Annotated in this window: 13 protein-coding genes; 1 reads left to right on the top strand and 12 read right to left on the bottom strand. The window is 29.0% G+C overall.

All coding sequences use genetic code 4. From position 1 onward, the window contains the following. Positions 1–51: 51 nt before the first annotated feature. The 12 genes from EXC33_RS00600 to tuf form a co-directional block, all read right to left on the bottom strand. Complete coding sequence (locus tag EXC33_RS00600; RefSeq protein WP_129727259.1) at positions 52–1,272, bottom strand: hypothetical protein; 1,221 nt, start codon at positions 1,270–1,272, stop codon at positions 52–54. A 140-nt stretch (positions 1,273–1,412) separates the two neighbouring features. Beyond that, positions 1,413–2,633 (bottom strand): hypothetical protein, encoded by a 1,221-nt coding sequence (locus tag EXC33_RS00595; protein ID WP_129727257.1) that lies wholly within the window; start codon positions 2,631–2,633, stop codon positions 1,413–1,415. A 134-nt stretch (positions 2,634–2,767) separates the two neighbouring features. Further along, positions 2,768–3,946: a hypothetical protein gene (locus EXC33_RS00590; protein ID WP_129727255.1), complete on the bottom strand. Its 1,179-nt coding sequence runs from the start codon at positions 3,944–3,946 to the stop codon at positions 2,768–2,770. A gap of 119 nt (positions 3,947–4,065) precedes the next feature. Next, positions 4,066–5,268, bottom strand: coding sequence for a hypothetical protein (locus tag EXC33_RS00585; RefSeq protein ID WP_063725442.1), 1,203 nt, complete (start codon positions 5,266–5,268; stop codon positions 4,066–4,068). Positions 5,269–5,428: 160 nt separating this feature from the next. Continuing rightward, positions 5,429–6,391: an ABC transporter permease gene (locus EXC33_RS00580; RefSeq protein WP_046097135.1), complete on the bottom strand. Its 963-nt coding sequence runs from the start codon at positions 6,389–6,391 to the stop codon at positions 5,429–5,431. Next, the gene (locus EXC33_RS00575; protein ID WP_046097134.1) at positions 6,391–9,132 is read right to left on the bottom strand and encodes an ABC transporter permease subunit; all 2,742 of its coding nucleotides are present in this window, start codon (positions 9,130–9,132) and stop codon (positions 6,391–6,393) included. The genes EXC33_RS00580 and EXC33_RS00575 overlap by 1 nt, the downstream gene beginning before the upstream one ends. Before the next feature lie 2 nt (positions 9,133–9,134). After that, complete coding sequence (locus EXC33_RS00570) at positions 9,135–10,670, bottom strand: ABC transporter ATP-binding protein (RefSeq protein ID WP_046097133.1); 1,536 nt, start codon at positions 10,668–10,670, stop codon at positions 9,135–9,137. A 29-nt stretch (positions 10,671–10,699) separates the two neighbouring features. Then, entirely contained in the window at positions 10,700–12,232 is a 1,533-nt protein-coding gene (locus tag EXC33_RS00565; RefSeq protein ID WP_046097132.1) for a BMP family ABC transporter substrate-binding protein, read from the bottom strand. A gap of 148 nt (positions 12,233–12,380) precedes the next feature. After that, a complete protein-coding gene (locus EXC33_RS00560) occupies positions 12,381–12,971 on the bottom strand; it encodes a hypothetical protein (protein WP_046097131.1) in 591 nt (196 codons plus the stop codon). Then, on the bottom strand, positions 12,971–13,534 hold the full coding sequence (locus EXC33_RS00555; RefSeq protein WP_046097130.1) for a hypothetical protein: 564 nt from the start codon (positions 13,532–13,534) through the stop codon (positions 12,971–12,973). Before EXC33_RS00555 ends, EXC33_RS00560 begins: the two co-directional genes overlap by 1 nt. Then, positions 13,534–13,938: a tRNA (adenosine(37)-N6)-threonylcarbamoyltransferase complex ATPase subunit type 1 TsaE gene (tsaE, locus tag EXC33_RS00550; protein WP_046097129.1), complete on the bottom strand. Its 405-nt coding sequence runs from the start codon at positions 13,936–13,938 to the stop codon at positions 13,534–13,536. The genes EXC33_RS00555 and tsaE overlap by 1 nt, the downstream gene beginning before the upstream one ends. An 80-nt stretch (positions 13,939–14,018) precedes the next feature. After that, a complete protein-coding gene (gene tuf, locus EXC33_RS00545; RefSeq protein ID WP_046097128.1) occupies positions 14,019–15,203 on the bottom strand; it encodes an elongation factor Tu in 1,185 nt (394 codons plus the stop codon). Positions 15,204–15,482: 279 nt separating this feature from the next. On the opposite strand from tuf, the gene EXC33_RS00540 reads away from it, so the two are divergent. Further along, entirely contained in the window at positions 15,483–18,386 is a 2,904-nt protein-coding gene (locus EXC33_RS00540) for a lipoprotein 17-related variable surface protein (RefSeq protein ID WP_046097127.1), read from the top strand. Positions 18,387–18,418: the final 32 nt, after the last annotated feature.

The raw sequence follows: 18,418 nt of genomic DNA, 5'->3' as shown, positions 1-18,418 counted from the left end.
TATTTGAAATAAAATGATAAAAAAGACTATATTATAGTCTTTTTCGTTAGATTATCTTGTTACTTCACTTGAAGAACTTGATGAATTTGCTTCTGTAGAAGGAGAATCTTGATTTTTAATTTTAGTTAATATTTTTTCTACTGCAGCAATAAATTTATCAACTTGATTAGTACTGGTAAAATCAATTGGAGGTCTTTTTTGAGGATCGCTTTCCATGCCTTCTGAAGTTTTTGCTTCTAATGCTTTTGTTAATATATTAATTAAATTTGTTGCGCTTTTATCGTTTTTTGTTTGATTAGCAGTTTTTAATTCTTCTAATTTTGCTTTTAGTCTATTTTTATTTTCTTCAGCTAGTGCGTTGGTAGAAGAACCACTACTATTATTCTCTTTTTCTGCCTTTTGAATTTCTCTTATAAGATTTGAAATTTCACCAAATTTAGTTATATATTCATCATATGTAGCAACTTTTTTATTTTTATATTCAGAGTTTATTGCTTTTAATTTCTTTAAATTCTCCAATCCTTTTTCAGATGATACGCTCGCAGAATAATTAGATTTATCTAATAAAGCATTTGTGTAATTAGTTTGATTTTTTTCTGCTTCACCAATTAAATTGTTTAATTTTTCACTTATACTTTCATCAAAAGTATTTGGATTATTTTCGAGAGCTTTTTTAACTTCATCTAAAGTAGATGAAGCATTTTCAATATTAGTTAAAAATTTACCATCTAAATAACCTTTGGCTTTATTATATTTTTCTTGTATAGTAAGCTCTTTTGATGATTCCACTGTAGGAGGAGTTTGTGTTGGCGTATCTGTAGATGAACTTGAACCTTCAGTTGTTGTATTCTCTGCACCTGATTGAGTAGTTTCTTCAGTTGGAGATGTAGTAGCACTTTCACCTGATGTACCAGGATTTTCTGTACTTGAGCTTCCCGAGCCAGGATTTGGATTAGTATCGGTTGAAGGAGTAGATGTTTCTCCTCCTGTTGTTGAACCTGTGCTTTCGCCTGTTGAAGAAGAACCAGGATTTTCTGTTCCTGAACTTTCTGTACCAGGATTTGGATTAGTATCAGTTGAACCAGAACTTTCGCCAGTAGTTGAATCACCGCTAGCAGAAGGATTAGAAAGATTATTGTCATTAGTTGTTGAATCTGGATTTTCCTCATTAACAGGAGGATTTGTATCTTCATTAACACATGAAATAGCTGCTAAAGGTGCTATAACAGAAGCAGCAAGAGAAAGTCCTAATAATAATTTAAATTTTTTCATATTAATATGTCCGATCTTTAAACAAATATATTGACCATCATAGCATGTTGCAAAAAAAAAAAAAAAAAAAGCAAAAATATACAAAAAATGCATATTTTGCTTATATTAAATAAATTTATTAAACGTTTTTCTGCTTAATTTTAGCTTTGATTTGCTTCAGAAGGTGCAGCAGTTGAATTATTAGAACTATTGATTTGACCTAAAATTTTATCTATTGCTTTTATAAAATTATCAACTGTTGTAGTGCTAGTAAAATCGATAGTTATCTTTTTGCTGTCTGTTCCTTCTTGACTTGATTCTGTTGTAGATGATGAATCATCTTTTAATGCTTTTTCTAATTTTTCTATTAATTTAGTAGCTGATGTATTTTTATTGTTTTTGTTTGCTGTTTTTAATTCTTCTAATTTGGTAGATAATTTAGCCTTATTTTGTTTAATAAGTTCATTGTTTGCAGCAGTATTTTCCTTATCTGATGATGTTGTTCTTTCTGCTTTTTGAATTTCTCTAACCAAATTTGATATTTCAACAAATTTAGTTTCATATTCTTCCATTGAAACAACTTTTTTATTTTTGTATTGTTCTTTTATTTCGTTTAATTTAACTAAATTTGTTCTTCCAGCTTCTGTTGTTACGCTACCTGAATATGTAGCAGAAGTAATTAATGATTCTGTATATTTTGTTTGATTCTTTTCCCCTTCGGCAATTAAACTATCTAATTTTTCTTCTAAAGTTTGTGTTGAGTCTAATGAAGGATTATCAATTTCTCTCTTAACTTCTTCTAGTGTTGTATTAGCATTACTTGATGATAAAAGTTTACCATCTGCATAAGCTTTTGCTTTATCATATTTATCTTTTAAAGTGGATTTTTTTGTTTCTTCAGTAGGAGTTTCTGTTGGTTTTTCAGTAGATGAACTTGAACCTTCAGTTGTTGGATTCTTTGTACCTGATTGAGTAGTTTCTTCAGTTGGAGTTGGAGATGTAGTAGCACTTTCACCTGATGCACCAGGATTTTCTGTACTTGAGCTTCCCGAGCTAGGGTTTGGATTAGTATCAGTTGAAGGAGTAGATGTTTCTCCTCCTGTTGTTGAACCTGTGCTTTCACCTGTTGAAGAAGAACCAGGATTTTCTGTTCCTGAACTTTCTGTACCAGGATTTGGATTAGTATCAGTTGAACCAGTTGAATCACCGCTAGTAGAAGGATTGTTATTAGTTGTTGAACCCGTATTTTCTTCTGGATTATTTGTTTTATTTCCGCCATTAACAGGAGGATTTGTATCTTCATTAACACATGAAATAGCTGCTAAAGGTGCTATAACAGAAGCAGCAAGAGAAAGTCCTAATAATAATTTAAATTTTTTCATATTAATATGTCCGATCTTTAAACAAATATATTGACCATCATAGCATGTTGCAAAAAAAAAAAAAAAAAAGCAAAAATATACAAAAAATGCATATTTTGCTCTTTTTAGATATTATGATCAGATTAAATCTTCTTCTATAGTGTTGAATCTTGTGTAGATGATGATTTATTAATACTATTTATTAAAGTATCTATCGTTCTTATGAAACTTTCAACAGTATTAGTACTTGTTAAATCTATTCCCTTCTTTTGCTCTGATTGTTGAGTTGAACTTTCATTAGCCAAAGCATCTTCAATTGTTTTAATTAATTTCGTGGCCTTATCATTTTTAGCAGTTTTATTCAATTCTTTCAATTCATTTAATTTGTTTGTTAATTTTGTCTTATTTTCACTTTTAGTTGCTTCTGCAGCTTGTTCAGGAGTAGTTTTATTTTCTTTTTCTGCTTTTTGAATTTCTCTGATTATGCTTGAAATATTAGCTAATGTATTTGTAAATTCTGTTTGAGAAGCAACTTTAGTAGTTTGATATTTTGTTTTAATTTCATTTAATTTTTTTAATTCTTCTTTACCTTTTGCAGATAATACTGGTTGTAGATATGAAGCATTAGTTACTAGTTGTTGAGTATTTTTATCTTGATTTTTTGTTCCTTCTGAAATTAATTTATCTAATTCTTCATTTCAATTTTTTGAAGGAGAGTCTGTAGGAGAAGTAACTATTTCAGTTTTCGCTTGCTCTAATGTAGAAGAATTAGCGTTATCTAAAAATCCTTTGTCAAAATAATCTTTTGCTTTGTCATATTTTTCTTTTAATGTAGGTTCTTTTGGTGTTTCTTCTTCAGTAGGAGTTTCTGTTGGTTTTTCAGTAGATGAACTTGAATCACCAGTTACTGGGCTTTCTGTACCTGGTTGAGTAGTTCCTTCTGTTGAAGGCGTAGTAGTACTTTCACCTGATACGCCAGGATTTTCTGTACTTGAGCTTCCCGAGCCAGGGTTTGGATTAGTATCGGTTGAAGGAGTAGATGTTTCTCCTCCTGCTGTTGAACCTGTGCTTTCGCCTGTCGAAGAAGAACCAGAATTTTCTGTACTTGAACTTCCCGAGCCAGGATTTGGATTAGTATCAGTTGAACCAGTTGAATCACCGCTAGTAGAAGGATTGTTATTAGTTGTTGAACCCGTATTTTCTTCTGGATTATTTGTTTTATTTCCGCCATTAACAGGAGGATTTGTATCTTCATTAACACATGAAATAGCTGCTAAAGGTGCTATAACAGAAGCAGCAAGAGAAAGTCCTAATAATAATTTAAATTTTTTCATATTAATATGTCCGATCTTTAAACAAATATATTGACCATCATAGCATGTTGCAAAAAAAAAAAAAAAAAAGCAAAAATATACAAAAAATGCATATTTTGCTTATTTTATATATTTCTATATTATTTTTGTTCTGTTGATGAAGTTGTTCCTTTTATTTTTGCTATTAAAGAATCTATAGTTTGTACAAATTTATCAATCGTAGATGTTGCGGTAAAATCTATAGAAGTTGTATTTTTATTTCCTGTCGATTCACTTGAAGTTGGATAATCTGCTGCTTCTAATGCTTTTTGTAATTTTTCAACTAATTTAGTTGCTGTTTCGTTAGCATTATTTGAATTCGCTTGTTTTAATTCTTCTACTTTTTTAGTTAATTTTGCTTTGTTTTCTTTTTTAAGTTCTTCAACAGCTCTATCACTTGAACTTTGGCTTCCGCCTGTAGTAGGATTTGCCGCCTTTTCAGCTTTTCTAATTTCACTTATAATAGAAGATATTTCAGCAAGTTTTTGTTCATATTCAGTATATGAACTTACTTTATTAGTTTGAAAATTAGACTTTATTTTGTTTAATTCGGCTAATTTGCTTTTACCAGTTTCTGATATAACAGGTTCTGTATATGTAGAATTAGTAACTAAAGTATTTGTGTATGATGTTTGATTTTTTTCTGCTTCAGCGATTAAAGCATTTAATTGACTATTTCAATCTTCTGTAGGAGATGTTGTTTTATCAGTTACTATTTCTTTTTTTGCTTTTTCTAATGTTTCGGTTGCCTTATTGTTAGTTTTTAAAAATCCATTATCTGAATAGCTTTGTGCTTTAGTGTATTTTTCTTCTAATGTAGGTTCTTTTGGCGTTTCTTCTTCAGTAGGAGTTTCTGTTGGTTTTTCAGTAGATGAACTTGAATCACCAGTTACTGGGCTTTCTGTACCTGGTTGAGTAGTTCCTTCTGTTGAAGGCGCAGTAGTACTTTCACCTGATGCACCAGGATTTTCCGTACTTGAGCTTCCCGAGCCAGGGTTTGGATTAGTATCGGTTGAAGGAGTAGATGTTTCTCCTCCTGTTGTTGAACCTGTGCTTTCGCCCGTCGAAGAAGAACCAGGATTTTCTGTACTTGAACTTCCTGTACCAGGATTTGGATTAGTATCAGTTGAACCAGTACTTTCGCCAGTAGTTGAATCACCGCTAGTAGAAGGATTAGTTGTTGAACCTGTATTTTCCTCATTAACAGGAGGATTTGTATCTTCATTAACACATGAAATAGCTGCTAAAGGTGCTATAACAGAAGCAGCGAGAGAAAGTCCTAATAATAATTTAAATTTCTTCATATTAATACGTCCAATCTTTAAAGGATATATTGGACATGATACTATTCTTCAAAAAAAAAAAAAAAAAAAAGCAAAAATATTTAAAAAGTGCATTTTTTGCTCAAATTTATTATTCTTTAAAATAATTTAAATAAAAAATCAGGCTAGGCCTGATTTAATTCTATCTTCCGCTCTTAACGTAAGGAATTCCTTCCGCCGCAGGAGCTTTGGATTGTTTAGATGTAAATATAACAACAAGGAATGTTAGTAAGTAAGGTACTATTTGGAATAAATTAGAAATTTCCTTAAGCTTGTCATGAATTTGAGGAGCTGCATAGGCAAAACCTAGGAAGAATGAAAAAATTAAAGTTGAAACAGCAATTAATAAAATATTTCATTGTCCCATAATCATGATTGATAAAGCTAAATATCCTAATCCTGCAACATCACCATCGTTAAAATTAACTAAACGATTATTCGTTGCTTGTCCATAAAATGCACCTGCTATTCCTGCTAATGCGCCAGAAATAAGAATTGCATGTCATTGATATCTAGTAACGTTAATTCCCGCTACATCAGAAGCGTGAGGATTTTCACCAATACTTCTAAATCTTAGCCCTCAGTTGGTTCTATAAAGTAGAATGTAGCCAATAACAATAATAGCCACAGTTAAAATTAAATTGAACGGAACAATAGGTACTGTTAATATTTTATTTACATCAACAATAGCATATTGTAAATTAGGAATAGTGTTATTTAATTGTTTTGCATTTCCAAAAAGTGATAAACATAGTAAAGCAATTCCTTGAGCTAATAGATTAAAAGCAAATCCTGAAATTGTTTGTGAACTTTTAAGTTTAATTGATGCAAACCCAAAAAGTAAAGAAGTTAATGCTCCAAAAGCCATACCTATTAATGTGCCAGGAATAACTAACCATTGCGCAGTTATTGGATCAGCTTTATTAGTAAAAGAAACTAGATTATGTGAAAATAATAAATATCCTAAAGCACCAAAAATCATCATTCCATTAATTCCAATATTAACAATACCACATCTTTCGGTAAACATACCTGATATAGCGCCTATAGAAAGAATACAGAAGAGTAAAATAATTCAATTTCAAGTAGCTGCAAAACCTATCATTATCTTACCTCCTTACTTTTAGCATTCTTACTAATTAACTCGAGAATATAGTTGTCAATAACAAATTTATTATTTTCATTTACCGCAGTTCTATATTCATACTTAATAGAAGTGATTTCAGATTGATAATTCATTCTTATTGTCTTTTTGTAATTGCTATTTAAAGAGTTTAAATTTTGAATATGCAATTTTTTATAGTTACTATAATCGTCGAAAATTTTCAAAACCTCATCATTAGTACTATCTTTTCTATTCATCGCTAATAAAGCGTTTTGTTGCTTTTTATAAGCTTTGTTGAGTACTTTAATTTGTTCTTTTCTACTTTCTTTCATACGATTAAATTGCTTAATATCGAATGAAGTAATTCTTTGACTTTTATTAGATTCACTTTCGATTAAATAAATTTGTTGAATTTTAGCTAATTCTACTTCTTTATAATTTTTTCTATATTCTGCAAAGAGTTGCTTATTAGCCAAAATTTTGTCATTTAACTCTTTAATTTGTAAATTGATTTCTTCGCTTTTTGCCTCGTAAGTTTCTTTTATTAACTGACTAATATTATTTTTTAATTCCTCTAATTTTTCGTAATTAATTTCAATATTTTCTAATTCTAAAGATAAGTTAATTAATTCTGCATTAGCAAATTTGCTATTAGGATCAATTAGTAAAACTTTAGAATTAAGTTCAGTTAATTGTTCACTTACGATTTCTTTTTGTTCAGCAATATATTCAAAAGTAATTACATCATAATTATCAATTTTAAGTTTTCTTTGTTCTCTTAATGAAATTAATTTTTCATCCAAAATTTTGTTAGCTTCTTTTTGAGCTTTAATAAATTTCTTGTTAAGAAGTTTTTGTAAATTACTATATTCTTTCGAATCTTTGTCTATTTCTTCATCATTTAGTTGAATGTGAAGTGAAGCAATTTCTTCATTGAAAAATTCATTAGTTGTGTCAATATAAGGATTGATTTCTAAAAGAGCTTGGATTTTACTATTAATTTCTTCAATTTGACGATCTATTTGACCAAAATTAATACTACTATTTTCGCTATTTTCTAAAGCAGCCAATTTGTTTAATTTTTTCATTCTGTTGCGTAATGAAGTTTTTAATTCATTGTATTTTGCATTTAATTTTTCTTCGAAAGATCTAGTTAAATTTTCTTTTAGTGTTAATTTTTGGTTAATTGAATCTAATTCTTCTTGCATTTTAATTAATTCTTCAGTAGCAAAAGGATTAGATTTAGCAGTTAAAGTTTTAGGATCTTTTAAATGCTTAATAGCATTTTTAATTGTTAAATTGTCAAAGTAGAGATTAGCTTTGTGTTGTTGTAATCTTTCCACTAATTTGAGTTTATTTTGATAATAATTAATTTTAGATTCTTGTTCTAATAACAAGTAGAAGTATTTAACTTTGTCTTCTCTATATTTATTAATCATTTTTTCTCAATTAGCAAGTTTGATATTTTGTTCAATTAAAGCTTTGAGCTTTGAATACTTAGTAGTTAACTTAAGATGTTTTTTCTTAGCTAAATAGATTTTTCTTAAAACTCAATATTTTCTCGAACCTAATTTTACTGAGCTAATAAATGAAAAATTAATTGGTTTGAAATTCATAAACATTTGTGCAATAGCGGCAAAATAAAGAACAATAGATGTAATAATAGGTATTTCATCTGGTTTGATATATAAAGGAGCTGCTTGAAGAGAAGTTCTAATTGTATAAAGAATACCATAGAAAAAGCTAACTATAATAACACCAATTGATGAATTAAGAGCTAAAAGTGCAATAGCAATAGATTCAAAACCTATAGCAATAGGAGCTGTATCTTTTGCCCCATATAAGTTTTGATCAAATACATAATAGAAAAAGCCAGCTAAGCCTGCTAATGCAGCTGAAAAAATCATTACGTAAACAGTAGTTAATTTTTCATTAATTCCAATATATTCACCATTTGATTTTGAAAGACCTAACATTTTTAGTTTGTAACCCATCGTTGTTGATTTATAAACTAAAAATAAAACTATTGAAAGAACGACGAAAATAACTATGAAAGAAATGCTAAATATTAACTGCATTTGGTTAGTTCCACCAACTATTCTAAAAGTTCCTGCTTTAATTCCTGATCCACCTAAATTGTCAAAAAATTCACCTGCTGCTTTATCGCCAAAAGGAGAATTTTGAAAGACAAACAAGAAACCATTTAATTTAGCAACTATCCAGTTCATCAAAATTGTACTAATAACTTCGTGAACATTTAAATATGCTTTCAATAAACCAGCAATAGCTCCCATAATTGCCGCACCAATAATTGATAAAAGAAGGCCAACAACTAATAATGCAGGAGTAATATCATGTACGTTTAAGCCTATAAACAAGCTATACATGAGAGTAGATGAAATCATCATTTGACCACTAATACCAATATTGAATAATCCTGATTTAAATCCAACGGCAGATGCTAAACCAGAAAAACCAAAAATAACAAAATATGTTAGAAATTTAGCTGTATTAGTTTGATTTATGAAAGCTTTTTCAATTTGAGCAAAGAAAAGAAACGGATTATTCTTAGAACTAATACCTATAAAAATTAAAGCAATTAGTAAACCAAATAAGGCTGCTCATAACGAATTGATAACTTTTCTAGCTGTTGATTTGGTTTTGTCTAAACGCACATACGTGCTAAGTTTTTGACTAAAGTTTTTATATTGTTCTTTGAAAGAAGCGTATTTTGTGTTCATATTTATTCTGCTCCTTTCTTATTTGCCATATAATCGCCAATTTCTTTTCTAGTAATTAATTTTGCATCTCTAGAAGCAACAATTTTTCCTTCTGAAATAAAAGCAATCGTATCAGCTAATGCTAAAACTTCATCAAGTTCATATGAAATTAACAAAATTCCTTTACCTGCTGCTTTTTCTTTGAGAATTTCACCATGAATGTTAGTTATTGCTTTAACGTCTAAACCACGTGTTGGTTGCATGACAATGATAAAATCATGCGGTGTTTCCATTTCCCTACCAACAATAAATTTTTGTTGATTCCCACCAGATAAAGATCTTGCCATTGACATCCCTAGCAAAGCCCCACGAACATCGTATTTATCAATTATTTGTGATGTTTGATTATTAACTGCTTTATTTTTTATGAATCCTAAAGAATTGTATTTTTTATCTCATAATCTTCTCAAAATCGTATTTTCTCTAATAGTATAGTCCAATACTAAACCATGTGCATGACGATCTGTGGGAATATAAGAAATATTGTGTTTTGATCTTTCCTTAACTTTTTTATGGGTTATATCAATCATTTCCCCATCAGAACTTCTTAAGAAAATTTTACCATTAACAGGCGTAATTAACCCTGAACAGATTTTTTCAAGTTCTCTTTGGCCATTTCCTTCTACTCCGGCAATGGCTACAATTTCGCCTTTGTGAACTTTCAAAGATAAGTTTTCTAAATTTTTATCTTGTTTTCTAGTTGATATGTTTTGTAATTCAAAAACAACTTCTTCTCTTGTTGTTGGTGTATCGTTAATAGACATTACAACTTTTTCACCAACCATTGCATTAACCAATTGATCCATTGACGTATTTTTCATGTCGTAGGTACCAATTGATTTTCCTCTTCTTAAAACTGTCGCATAATCTGCTACTTGTTCTATTTCGTTTAATTTATGTGTAATAAAGATAATTGTTTTTCCTGCAGCTTTAAAAATTTCGAAAGATTTTAATAATCCTTGAATTTCTTCATCAGTTAAAACAGCAGTGGGTTCGTCAAAAACCAAAATGTCATTATCTCTATATAGCATTTTCATAATTTCTACTTTTTGTTGAGTAGAAACTGTTGCTTTACCACTTTTTTGATTTAAATCGAAAAATAAATTATATGTTTCTTGTAAAGCTTTAATTTTAGTTTCTGCGGTTCTACGATCTAGAAAGCCTTTTTTGGTAAATTCATCGCCTAAAATAATATTGTCTAAATTTGAATAAACATTTACTAATTTAAAGTGCTGATGAACCATACCAATACCATAATTGGCTGCATCATTAGGGTTTTCAAAATAAACGTTATTTCCGTTTATTGCAATTTCCCCTGATGTAGGCTCATACAAACCAAAAAGAATACTCATAAGAGTACTCTTCCCTGCTCCGTTTTCACCAACAAGAGCGTGAATTGTTCCCTTTTTAACGTTAAAACTAATATCATCATTAGCTTTAATACCTGGGAAAATTTTGGTTATATGTTTAAATTCAATAGCATTTTGAGTTAAACTCATAATTTCTTGAATGTATTTATTTTAATATTCTATTTCGCTGTTGCAGCGCCTTCAGTTGTAGTTCCGCTATTGGTATTTGAAGAAGTTCCACTTTCTGCATTTGGAGTTGAACTACCTGATTGTGTTCCTGAAGTTGATGATTCTGATCCTTGAGTTGTAGTTGATTCGCCTGAACCAGAAACATTAGGAACTGATGGAGTAGGCGTTGTTACTGTTGGAGTAGTTACTGCAGAAGGATCTAACAATAATGCTAAATCATTGATTCTTTTTTGACCATCTTGAACAACTTGACCATCTCTTGTTACTTTATTACTTTCTAATCATTCTTTATCAGATGATGAAAGAGCACTATATTTAGCTTTTCCAACCTCAATAGCTTTTTCAGCAAGAGCTTTATCTCCGCCTTCTAAGTGCGTTTGAGCCAAACCAACTCATTTATCTGCATAACCTTTGTTAAATGAACCGCTCGTTTTATTTAATTCAAATCCACCTAACTTAGATTTTGTTAATTCCCCATTTGTAAGATCTGTAGTTAACAAGTATCCTATAGTATCATAAACTGATTGTCCAACAGCTTTAAGAATTGATGTTAAATATACATCTTTGTGTGCATCGTCTCCTAGAGCTTGATCTGTGTCAACACCGACTATATATTGAACGTGGTTAGCACTAACATATTGATTTCATCTTCCAGCAACAGGTAATACTAGTGTTGGATTTAAATCAAGCACTTCTGTTCTAACTTCAGATTGTTTACTGCTATCGTTAATTTCAAATAACGAATTTAAGTATACATTACCCTTATTTTTGGTTTTAATTGTTACTTTTGCTTCAGGATTTTCCTTGTTATAATCGATTAATCCCTTCATGAAACCTTCATTAAAGTCAGTAACTCCTGGGAAAGTTCCTCCACCAAAGGTACCAAAATTTCTTTTTTCTGGTTCATTAGCATATTTTTCTTTTAAAAATTCACCAGCTGCTCAACCTGCCATATATGCAGCTTGTTTAACGTCATATGTTAAAGCAATAGTATGACCAGCTAATTCTCTTGCGCCATCGCTATTTGTATCAATTGCAAAATCAATTGTTAAGAAAATAACGTTGTTGTCTTTGATTCTTTTCAAAACACCATCTTGTTTAATTCAAGAAAGTAGTGGATCTAAATGGTGAAAACCTGTCAACACAATGTATCTTGATCCATTATCAAGTGCAGCATTGTATTGGTCACTAAAGTTGTTATTTTGAGTTTGATAAATAGCGTAATTATCTGGTGAAATCTTGTTTTGTTCCATCAAACGAATAACGCCTTCTCATGAAGATTGATTGAATGATTTATCGTCAATATCACCACCATCAGTTACAACTGCAACATGATTGTTGTTTCCAACATTATCATTTGTAATTTTAAAATCATTGTTCAAAACGATTTCAGCGATTCTATCTTTTTCAGCTGGGGCGTTTCTGTGAACATAATTTTCTTCACATGAAACAGCAGCTAATGCAGGCACAGAAGCTGCAAAAAGTCCGCCCATAGTTAGTCAGCTTTTTGTAAGTTTTTTCATAAGTTCTCCTTTTGATTTTTTACAAATAAAGCGATGATAATACCTTAAAAACTAATTTTAATATAGTAGTTAAAATATTGTTTTTATTATAATAGCTTGCACACATAATTTTAAACAAAGTAAAAAAATGTGAAAAAAATCCACATTTTTACTTAAAAATATTATCGACAATTTCTCCATAAGAATCGAATAATTTTTGAATTTTTTCTTTATTTTCTTTGAAATATTTTTCAAAAATTTCCATACTTTTTCTAGAAAAATTTATGAAGGAATTAAAATCATCAATATCATCGTTTGATTTATTCTTTGTCAGGTCTTTTAATTGTTCAACATAATCATCAATAAGAGAATTTAACCATTCATTATTTGCCAAAACAATGCTTAAAATAGGCTTATATTTTTCAATAGTTTCTAAATATGAAGGAATTTGCTTGTAAAAATCATCAATAAGATTTATTTTCTCTTTTCAGGATGAAGAAATAAATTTTTGAACATTAACATGTAATTGAGAATTAAAAAAATTATCAATATTTATGCTATTAGATATAGAAGAATCAACTTCGTTTTTTATTCTTGTTAATTCCTTATTTAGTGCTTCAATTTGCATATTAGCATAATTGTTTTTTTCTTCATCACTAGCGTTTCTAAGATTTTTTTGTTCTGAATTTGTGCATGAAAAACTAATTAAAGGAAAAACAATTGTAATAATAGGTAAAAAGAATTTTAATTTAGCTTTCATTATTTGTCTTTTCTTTGCCCTATTTGAGGCATTTTTATATAGTAAGGATCTATTTCTAGAAGGTTAGTGTGATATTTAAAAACAGATAAATAAAAACTAAAATTGTTAAAAAATTTATCAAAATCAATCTTTTTAAAATTTGTTTTTTTATCGTTTATTCTTACTTCTACATCTTTAATGTCAAAGTAATTTTTTCTATGATAGAAGTAATTTTTGTTTCCAGAAGCATTGACATAAAAATCATTTTCAAAAGGATTTTGTAATAGCAAAATCTCAAAAATAGATGTTGTACGCAAATTAATATTTTTTAATAATGCTATTGTTCTTAGATAAACTAATGAAATTCTTACTCCAGTAAAATAACCAGGACCAATATTCAAAAAAAAATTGCTAAACTCATCTATTTTATAGTTATATTTATCTAAAAAACTTCTTATATACTTATCAATTAGTTCTACTTTTTTAGGATAGTTTTCTAAAACTATTTTGTCAATTAATTGATAATTACTATCAAAAATTGCCAAAGCAAAATCTTCATTTGATGTATCTAAATATAAATTCATTATTTTATTACCTTTACTTTATATTTTCTTGAATTATCCTCTAAAACTTCTATTTCTATGTCAACAAAATTATCATAATCAATACATATATTTTCAGCTCATTCAACTACAACAATTTTATTTTCAAAATAATCGCTAAATTCATCTAGGTTATCTCTCAAATTATAAGCATCAATGTGAATTAAATTATTGTAAATTTTTAAATAATTAAATGTTGGAGAAGTTACATTTTCTTTTATGTCTAATTCAGTAGCAATTGCTTTAGTTAAAGCTGTCTTACCTGCACCTAATTCGCCTTTTAGTAAGACAAATTTGGATAATGTCAAATTATTTAAAACATATTTTGCGACTTCAGATAAATTGATTTCCTTTTTAATAATGAATGTTTTTTCTTTTATTGACATAATTTCCTTAATATAGATACATTTTAATAAAAAAATAAAAAAGTTAAGCCCAATACTTAACTTTTAAAAAATTACAAATACTATTTAATAATGTTTGTAACACTTCCATAACCTACGGTGTGTCCGCCTTCACGAATTGAGAATTTAGTTCCCTCTTCAACAGCAATAGGAGCAATTAATTTAACTACTAAATCAACGTTTTCCCCAGGTGTAACCATTTCACGTCCTGCTTCGAATTCTACGCCACCAGTAACATCAGTTGTACGGAAATAGAATTGAGGTTTGTAATTTTTGAAAAATGGTGTATGGCGACCACCCTCTTCCTTGGTTAAAACATAAATAGCAGCCTTAAATTCTGTATGAGGAATAATTGAACCAGGTTTTGCAATAACTTGACCACGTTCAATTTGTGACTTTTCAATACCACGAAGTAATAAACCGGCATTATCACCTGCTTGTACTTCTTTAAGATTTTTACGGAACATTTCCATACCGGTAACAACAGTTTTTTTAGTTGGTTTTAAACCAACAATTTCAACTTCTTCATTAAGAGTCAATCTTCCTCTTTCAACACGACCTGTTGCAACTGTTCCACGACCAGTAATGGTAAATACGTCTTCAACAGCCATTAAGAATGGTTTGTCAAATTCTTTAACAGGAGTTTCAATTCATGAATCTACTGTATCCATTAATTCCATAATTTTTTCTTCGTATTTAGCATCGCCTTCACAGGCTAATTTAGCTGAACCACGAATAATTGGAGTATTATCACCGTCAAAACCATATTTGCTTAATAAGTCTCTAACTTCTATTTCAACTAATTCAAGCATTTCTTCGTCATCAACCATATCACATTTGTTTAAGAAAACAACCATACGAGGAACACCAACTTGTTTTGAAAGAAGAATGTGTTCACGAGTTTGAGGCATAGGGCCATCAGTTGCCGCAACAACTAAAATTGCACCATCCATTTGAGCAGCACCAGTAATCATATTTTTGATATAGTCAGCATGTCCAGGACAATCGACGTGAGCATAGTGACGTTTTTCAGTTTCATATTCAATATGCGAAGTATTGATTGTTATACCACGGGCTTTTTCTTCAGGAGCATTATCGATAGAAGCATAATCACGAGCTTCTGCTAAACCTTTTTTAGCCAAAACTGTTGCAATAGCAGCAGTTAAAGTAGTTTTACCATGATCAACATGGCCAATTGTACCAATATTAACGTGGTCTTTACTACGATTAAAATCTAATTTTGCCATTTTATCCTTTCATTATGTGTTTTAGCGCTAAAACCAACCAAAGTGCAGTCTTTCATCTGCATCCTGTCCAAAATACAAAACGCCCTAATTTAAATATTTTATATGAATAATAAAATTTACTTAATTTATTTTAGTGTTATTGAAATACAAAAACTATTTTTGCAATGTTTATAAAATGTGACTTTTTTACTAGAAAAGAATCATATAAAATTTCTGGTTATATAAATAATATATAAATTTATTTATATAAAAAACTAATAAACTGGACATAAAGGACACATGAAAAAGAAATTTATTTTTTCCCTCTCAACAATAAGTTCGCTAAGCACTTTTGTTTTTCTCTCTGCTCAATGTACAAGCGTTAATAATGAGGATGAAAATAATTCCACAAACTCAAAAAATCAAACAATAAACAAAAATGAAGAATTAAAAAAAATAATCACTACTGCAAAAATCACACCTATTACAACTAATAAAAAATTTGCGGACATGCAAGATATTAGAAATTACAATATTGAAAATGTTGATTTAAACTCTTATGAAATAGACATATATGATCTAAAATACCTTGGCGCAGGTAGAGCTACTTACAAAGTAAGTATCAAAGATAAGGCAACTGATCAAATATATAAAGATGACGATAATATTAGACAAATTGAAGATATTTTTATAGAAAATGAAAATACTAAACAACCTACTGGGGATGAAGTAAATAATAATTCTTCAACTGAAAATACTTCGCCAGATAGTTCTATTTCTGATGAAAATACAACACAAGATAATACTAACAGTTCTACAGAAGCTAATGAAGAATTTAATGAAATTATCCAATTTAGCACTGGTTCTTCTTTATATGGCGTTTTCAATTCGCCTCAAAGTTCAATAACAAATGACAACACAAATCAAGATGTTTCAATAAATATTGACAAATCATCTCTTCAATTAACTGATCAACAAAGAGTTGCTTTTACTTATAATGTAGTAAAAAATAATACAAATAAAATATTAAAAACTGCGCAAGCAGAAATAACTGTAACTAAACCAATATCAGCAGAAGAATTTGCAAAAATTAATGAACAAATAATTATTCTTGCTGAAAATAAAGATGAAGAATATAATCAAGCTTCGAAAGAAGAATTATTATCAAATGTTACACAATGAACAAAAATTAAAAATAACTTTAGTAAAATCACTTCAATTATTGGACTAAAATCCCAAGAAAGTAATAACGGAGTAGTTGTTTCTTACAAAATAGCGGATAATTTAAATCCTGAAAATCAAAGTCAAGAATACCAAATTACTTTTAACAACCTTCCTAGTTCAAATGAAAAAATGCAACTTAGTAAAATTACTGTAAGTTATTTTACCGAAAATGCTAATAATACTGATGCAAATGAATTACAAGTGAGTAACATAGTAGCAAATAATACTGGTGAATATTGAACATCTGAAATTAAATTTGTAAATCAAGAAGCCACACAAGACGAAATAAATAATGGCTATAGACTAGTTAGTCTAAGAGCAAGCGAAAGAAACAAAGAAGGATATAAAATAGTAAGAAAAGTTAATGTTCATAAAAGCGATAAAAATATTATTCTTAAAAATAGAGAAAATATTAAGCAATTTAAGCTAGTTCAAGAACCTGAAGCTAAAGAATTATTACAAACATTGCAAAATGGTTCTTCTTTAAGATACGATTATAAAACTGCAACTATTTACGAGAATAAAGATGGCAAAAGAATTACATTATTTACTTTTTTAAATCCTAATTCTATTGCTAATAGTAAATTAACTTTAGCAACAAAAAATGGAAATAGTTTCACTAATGCAACAGTTAAGTTGAATGTTAAAGATAAAAAATACGGATTAAGCTTTTTTATAGGCAAATATGATTCTAATCCTGAATTACAAAGATATGATAATAGAGAAAGTGTAGTTGAAAATCAAGAATTTACAATTCTTACAAAAGAGGAATTAACTGCCTATGCAAAAACTTTCGCTAACACAATAGAATATGACAATGCATCTAGTCAATATGTTTTTAATTTTGATAAAAATAACATTAGACATGAGGATATAAAAAATAACTTAACTTTAAGTGAGCCAACCTATACGCAAAATAATTCTACAGGCAGCGTAACTGTTAAATATAAGTTAACACAAACTACACCTAATTCTGAAATAAGTGCTGAGAGCGAAAAAGTTATTACAGGATTTAAAAAAAGTAATCTTGAATCACTATTAAACGATGTAACAGTTGAAATTAATGATAAAACAAATACTTTACCTTCTAACGTAAATGAAAATAACATCAAATTAAAGAAAAACAATCAGGAAGCAACGTTTGAATCAGGTATTAGCATTTCTAAAACAACTAAGGATGCTAACAATTCTTTAGGTAGAGTAACTGTAGTAATAACTTTGACAAAAGATAATGATACTTTTGCTAAGGAATATACAATAGAAGGCTTAAAAACAGGTGAAGCATTAAATTTTGAAGAAGCTAAAAGTCATATTTCTCTTACATTTAATGGAGATAAAAAATACACCAATAAAAATGATGTCAAAAAAGAAAATATTAATGCCGCATTTTCTGGAGAATTTACTCAAAAAGATAAAATTAATTTAAAAGTTAAAAATATTTCTGTTATCGAAAATAAAGAAGCAGTAAATGTTGAACTAGAATTAAGTAATAAAGAAAATCCAAGCGAAATAGCAACTTATAATATAGAAATTGACGGTTTCGCTCCAGAATTAAGCGCTTGAGCCAAAAAATATGCCGAAGGAAAAAAATTATTTTCTCTTGTTGGAGATCAAGCATTACAAACAAAAGTTAAAGAAGAAATAAATAAGTCAAAAACTAAATCGGTAGACATAAGAATAGATAGCAATATTATTTCTTATAAAGGAAAAACTTTACCAAAAACACTTAAATCTCCTATTATTGCTTTAAATGATGAAGTTTTAAATGATTATAATCAAAAGCACTATACTTTTCCTATCAACACTCATCAAAAGAAACAATCAACTCCTTCAATTAATTATGATAATAATCAAGGAATTAAATCAAATAATTTAGGTCTTGCACTAACTATAGAAAATGAAAAAGTAGTCATCAAATATAAACTAATTGGCGATAAACAAAAGAAAATCGACACGATCTATACTCAAGAATTATTTTAAGAAAAAACGGATAACTTTTCTAAGGTTATCCG

Source organism: Mycoplasmopsis meleagridis, assembly GCF_900660695.1.
In the GTDB taxonomy this organism is placed as follows: domain Bacteria; phylum Bacillota_I; class Bacilli_A; order Mycoplasmatales; family Metamycoplasmataceae; genus Mycoplasmopsis; species Mycoplasmopsis meleagridis.
This window is presented reverse-complemented; position numbering and strand designations above follow the sequence as displayed.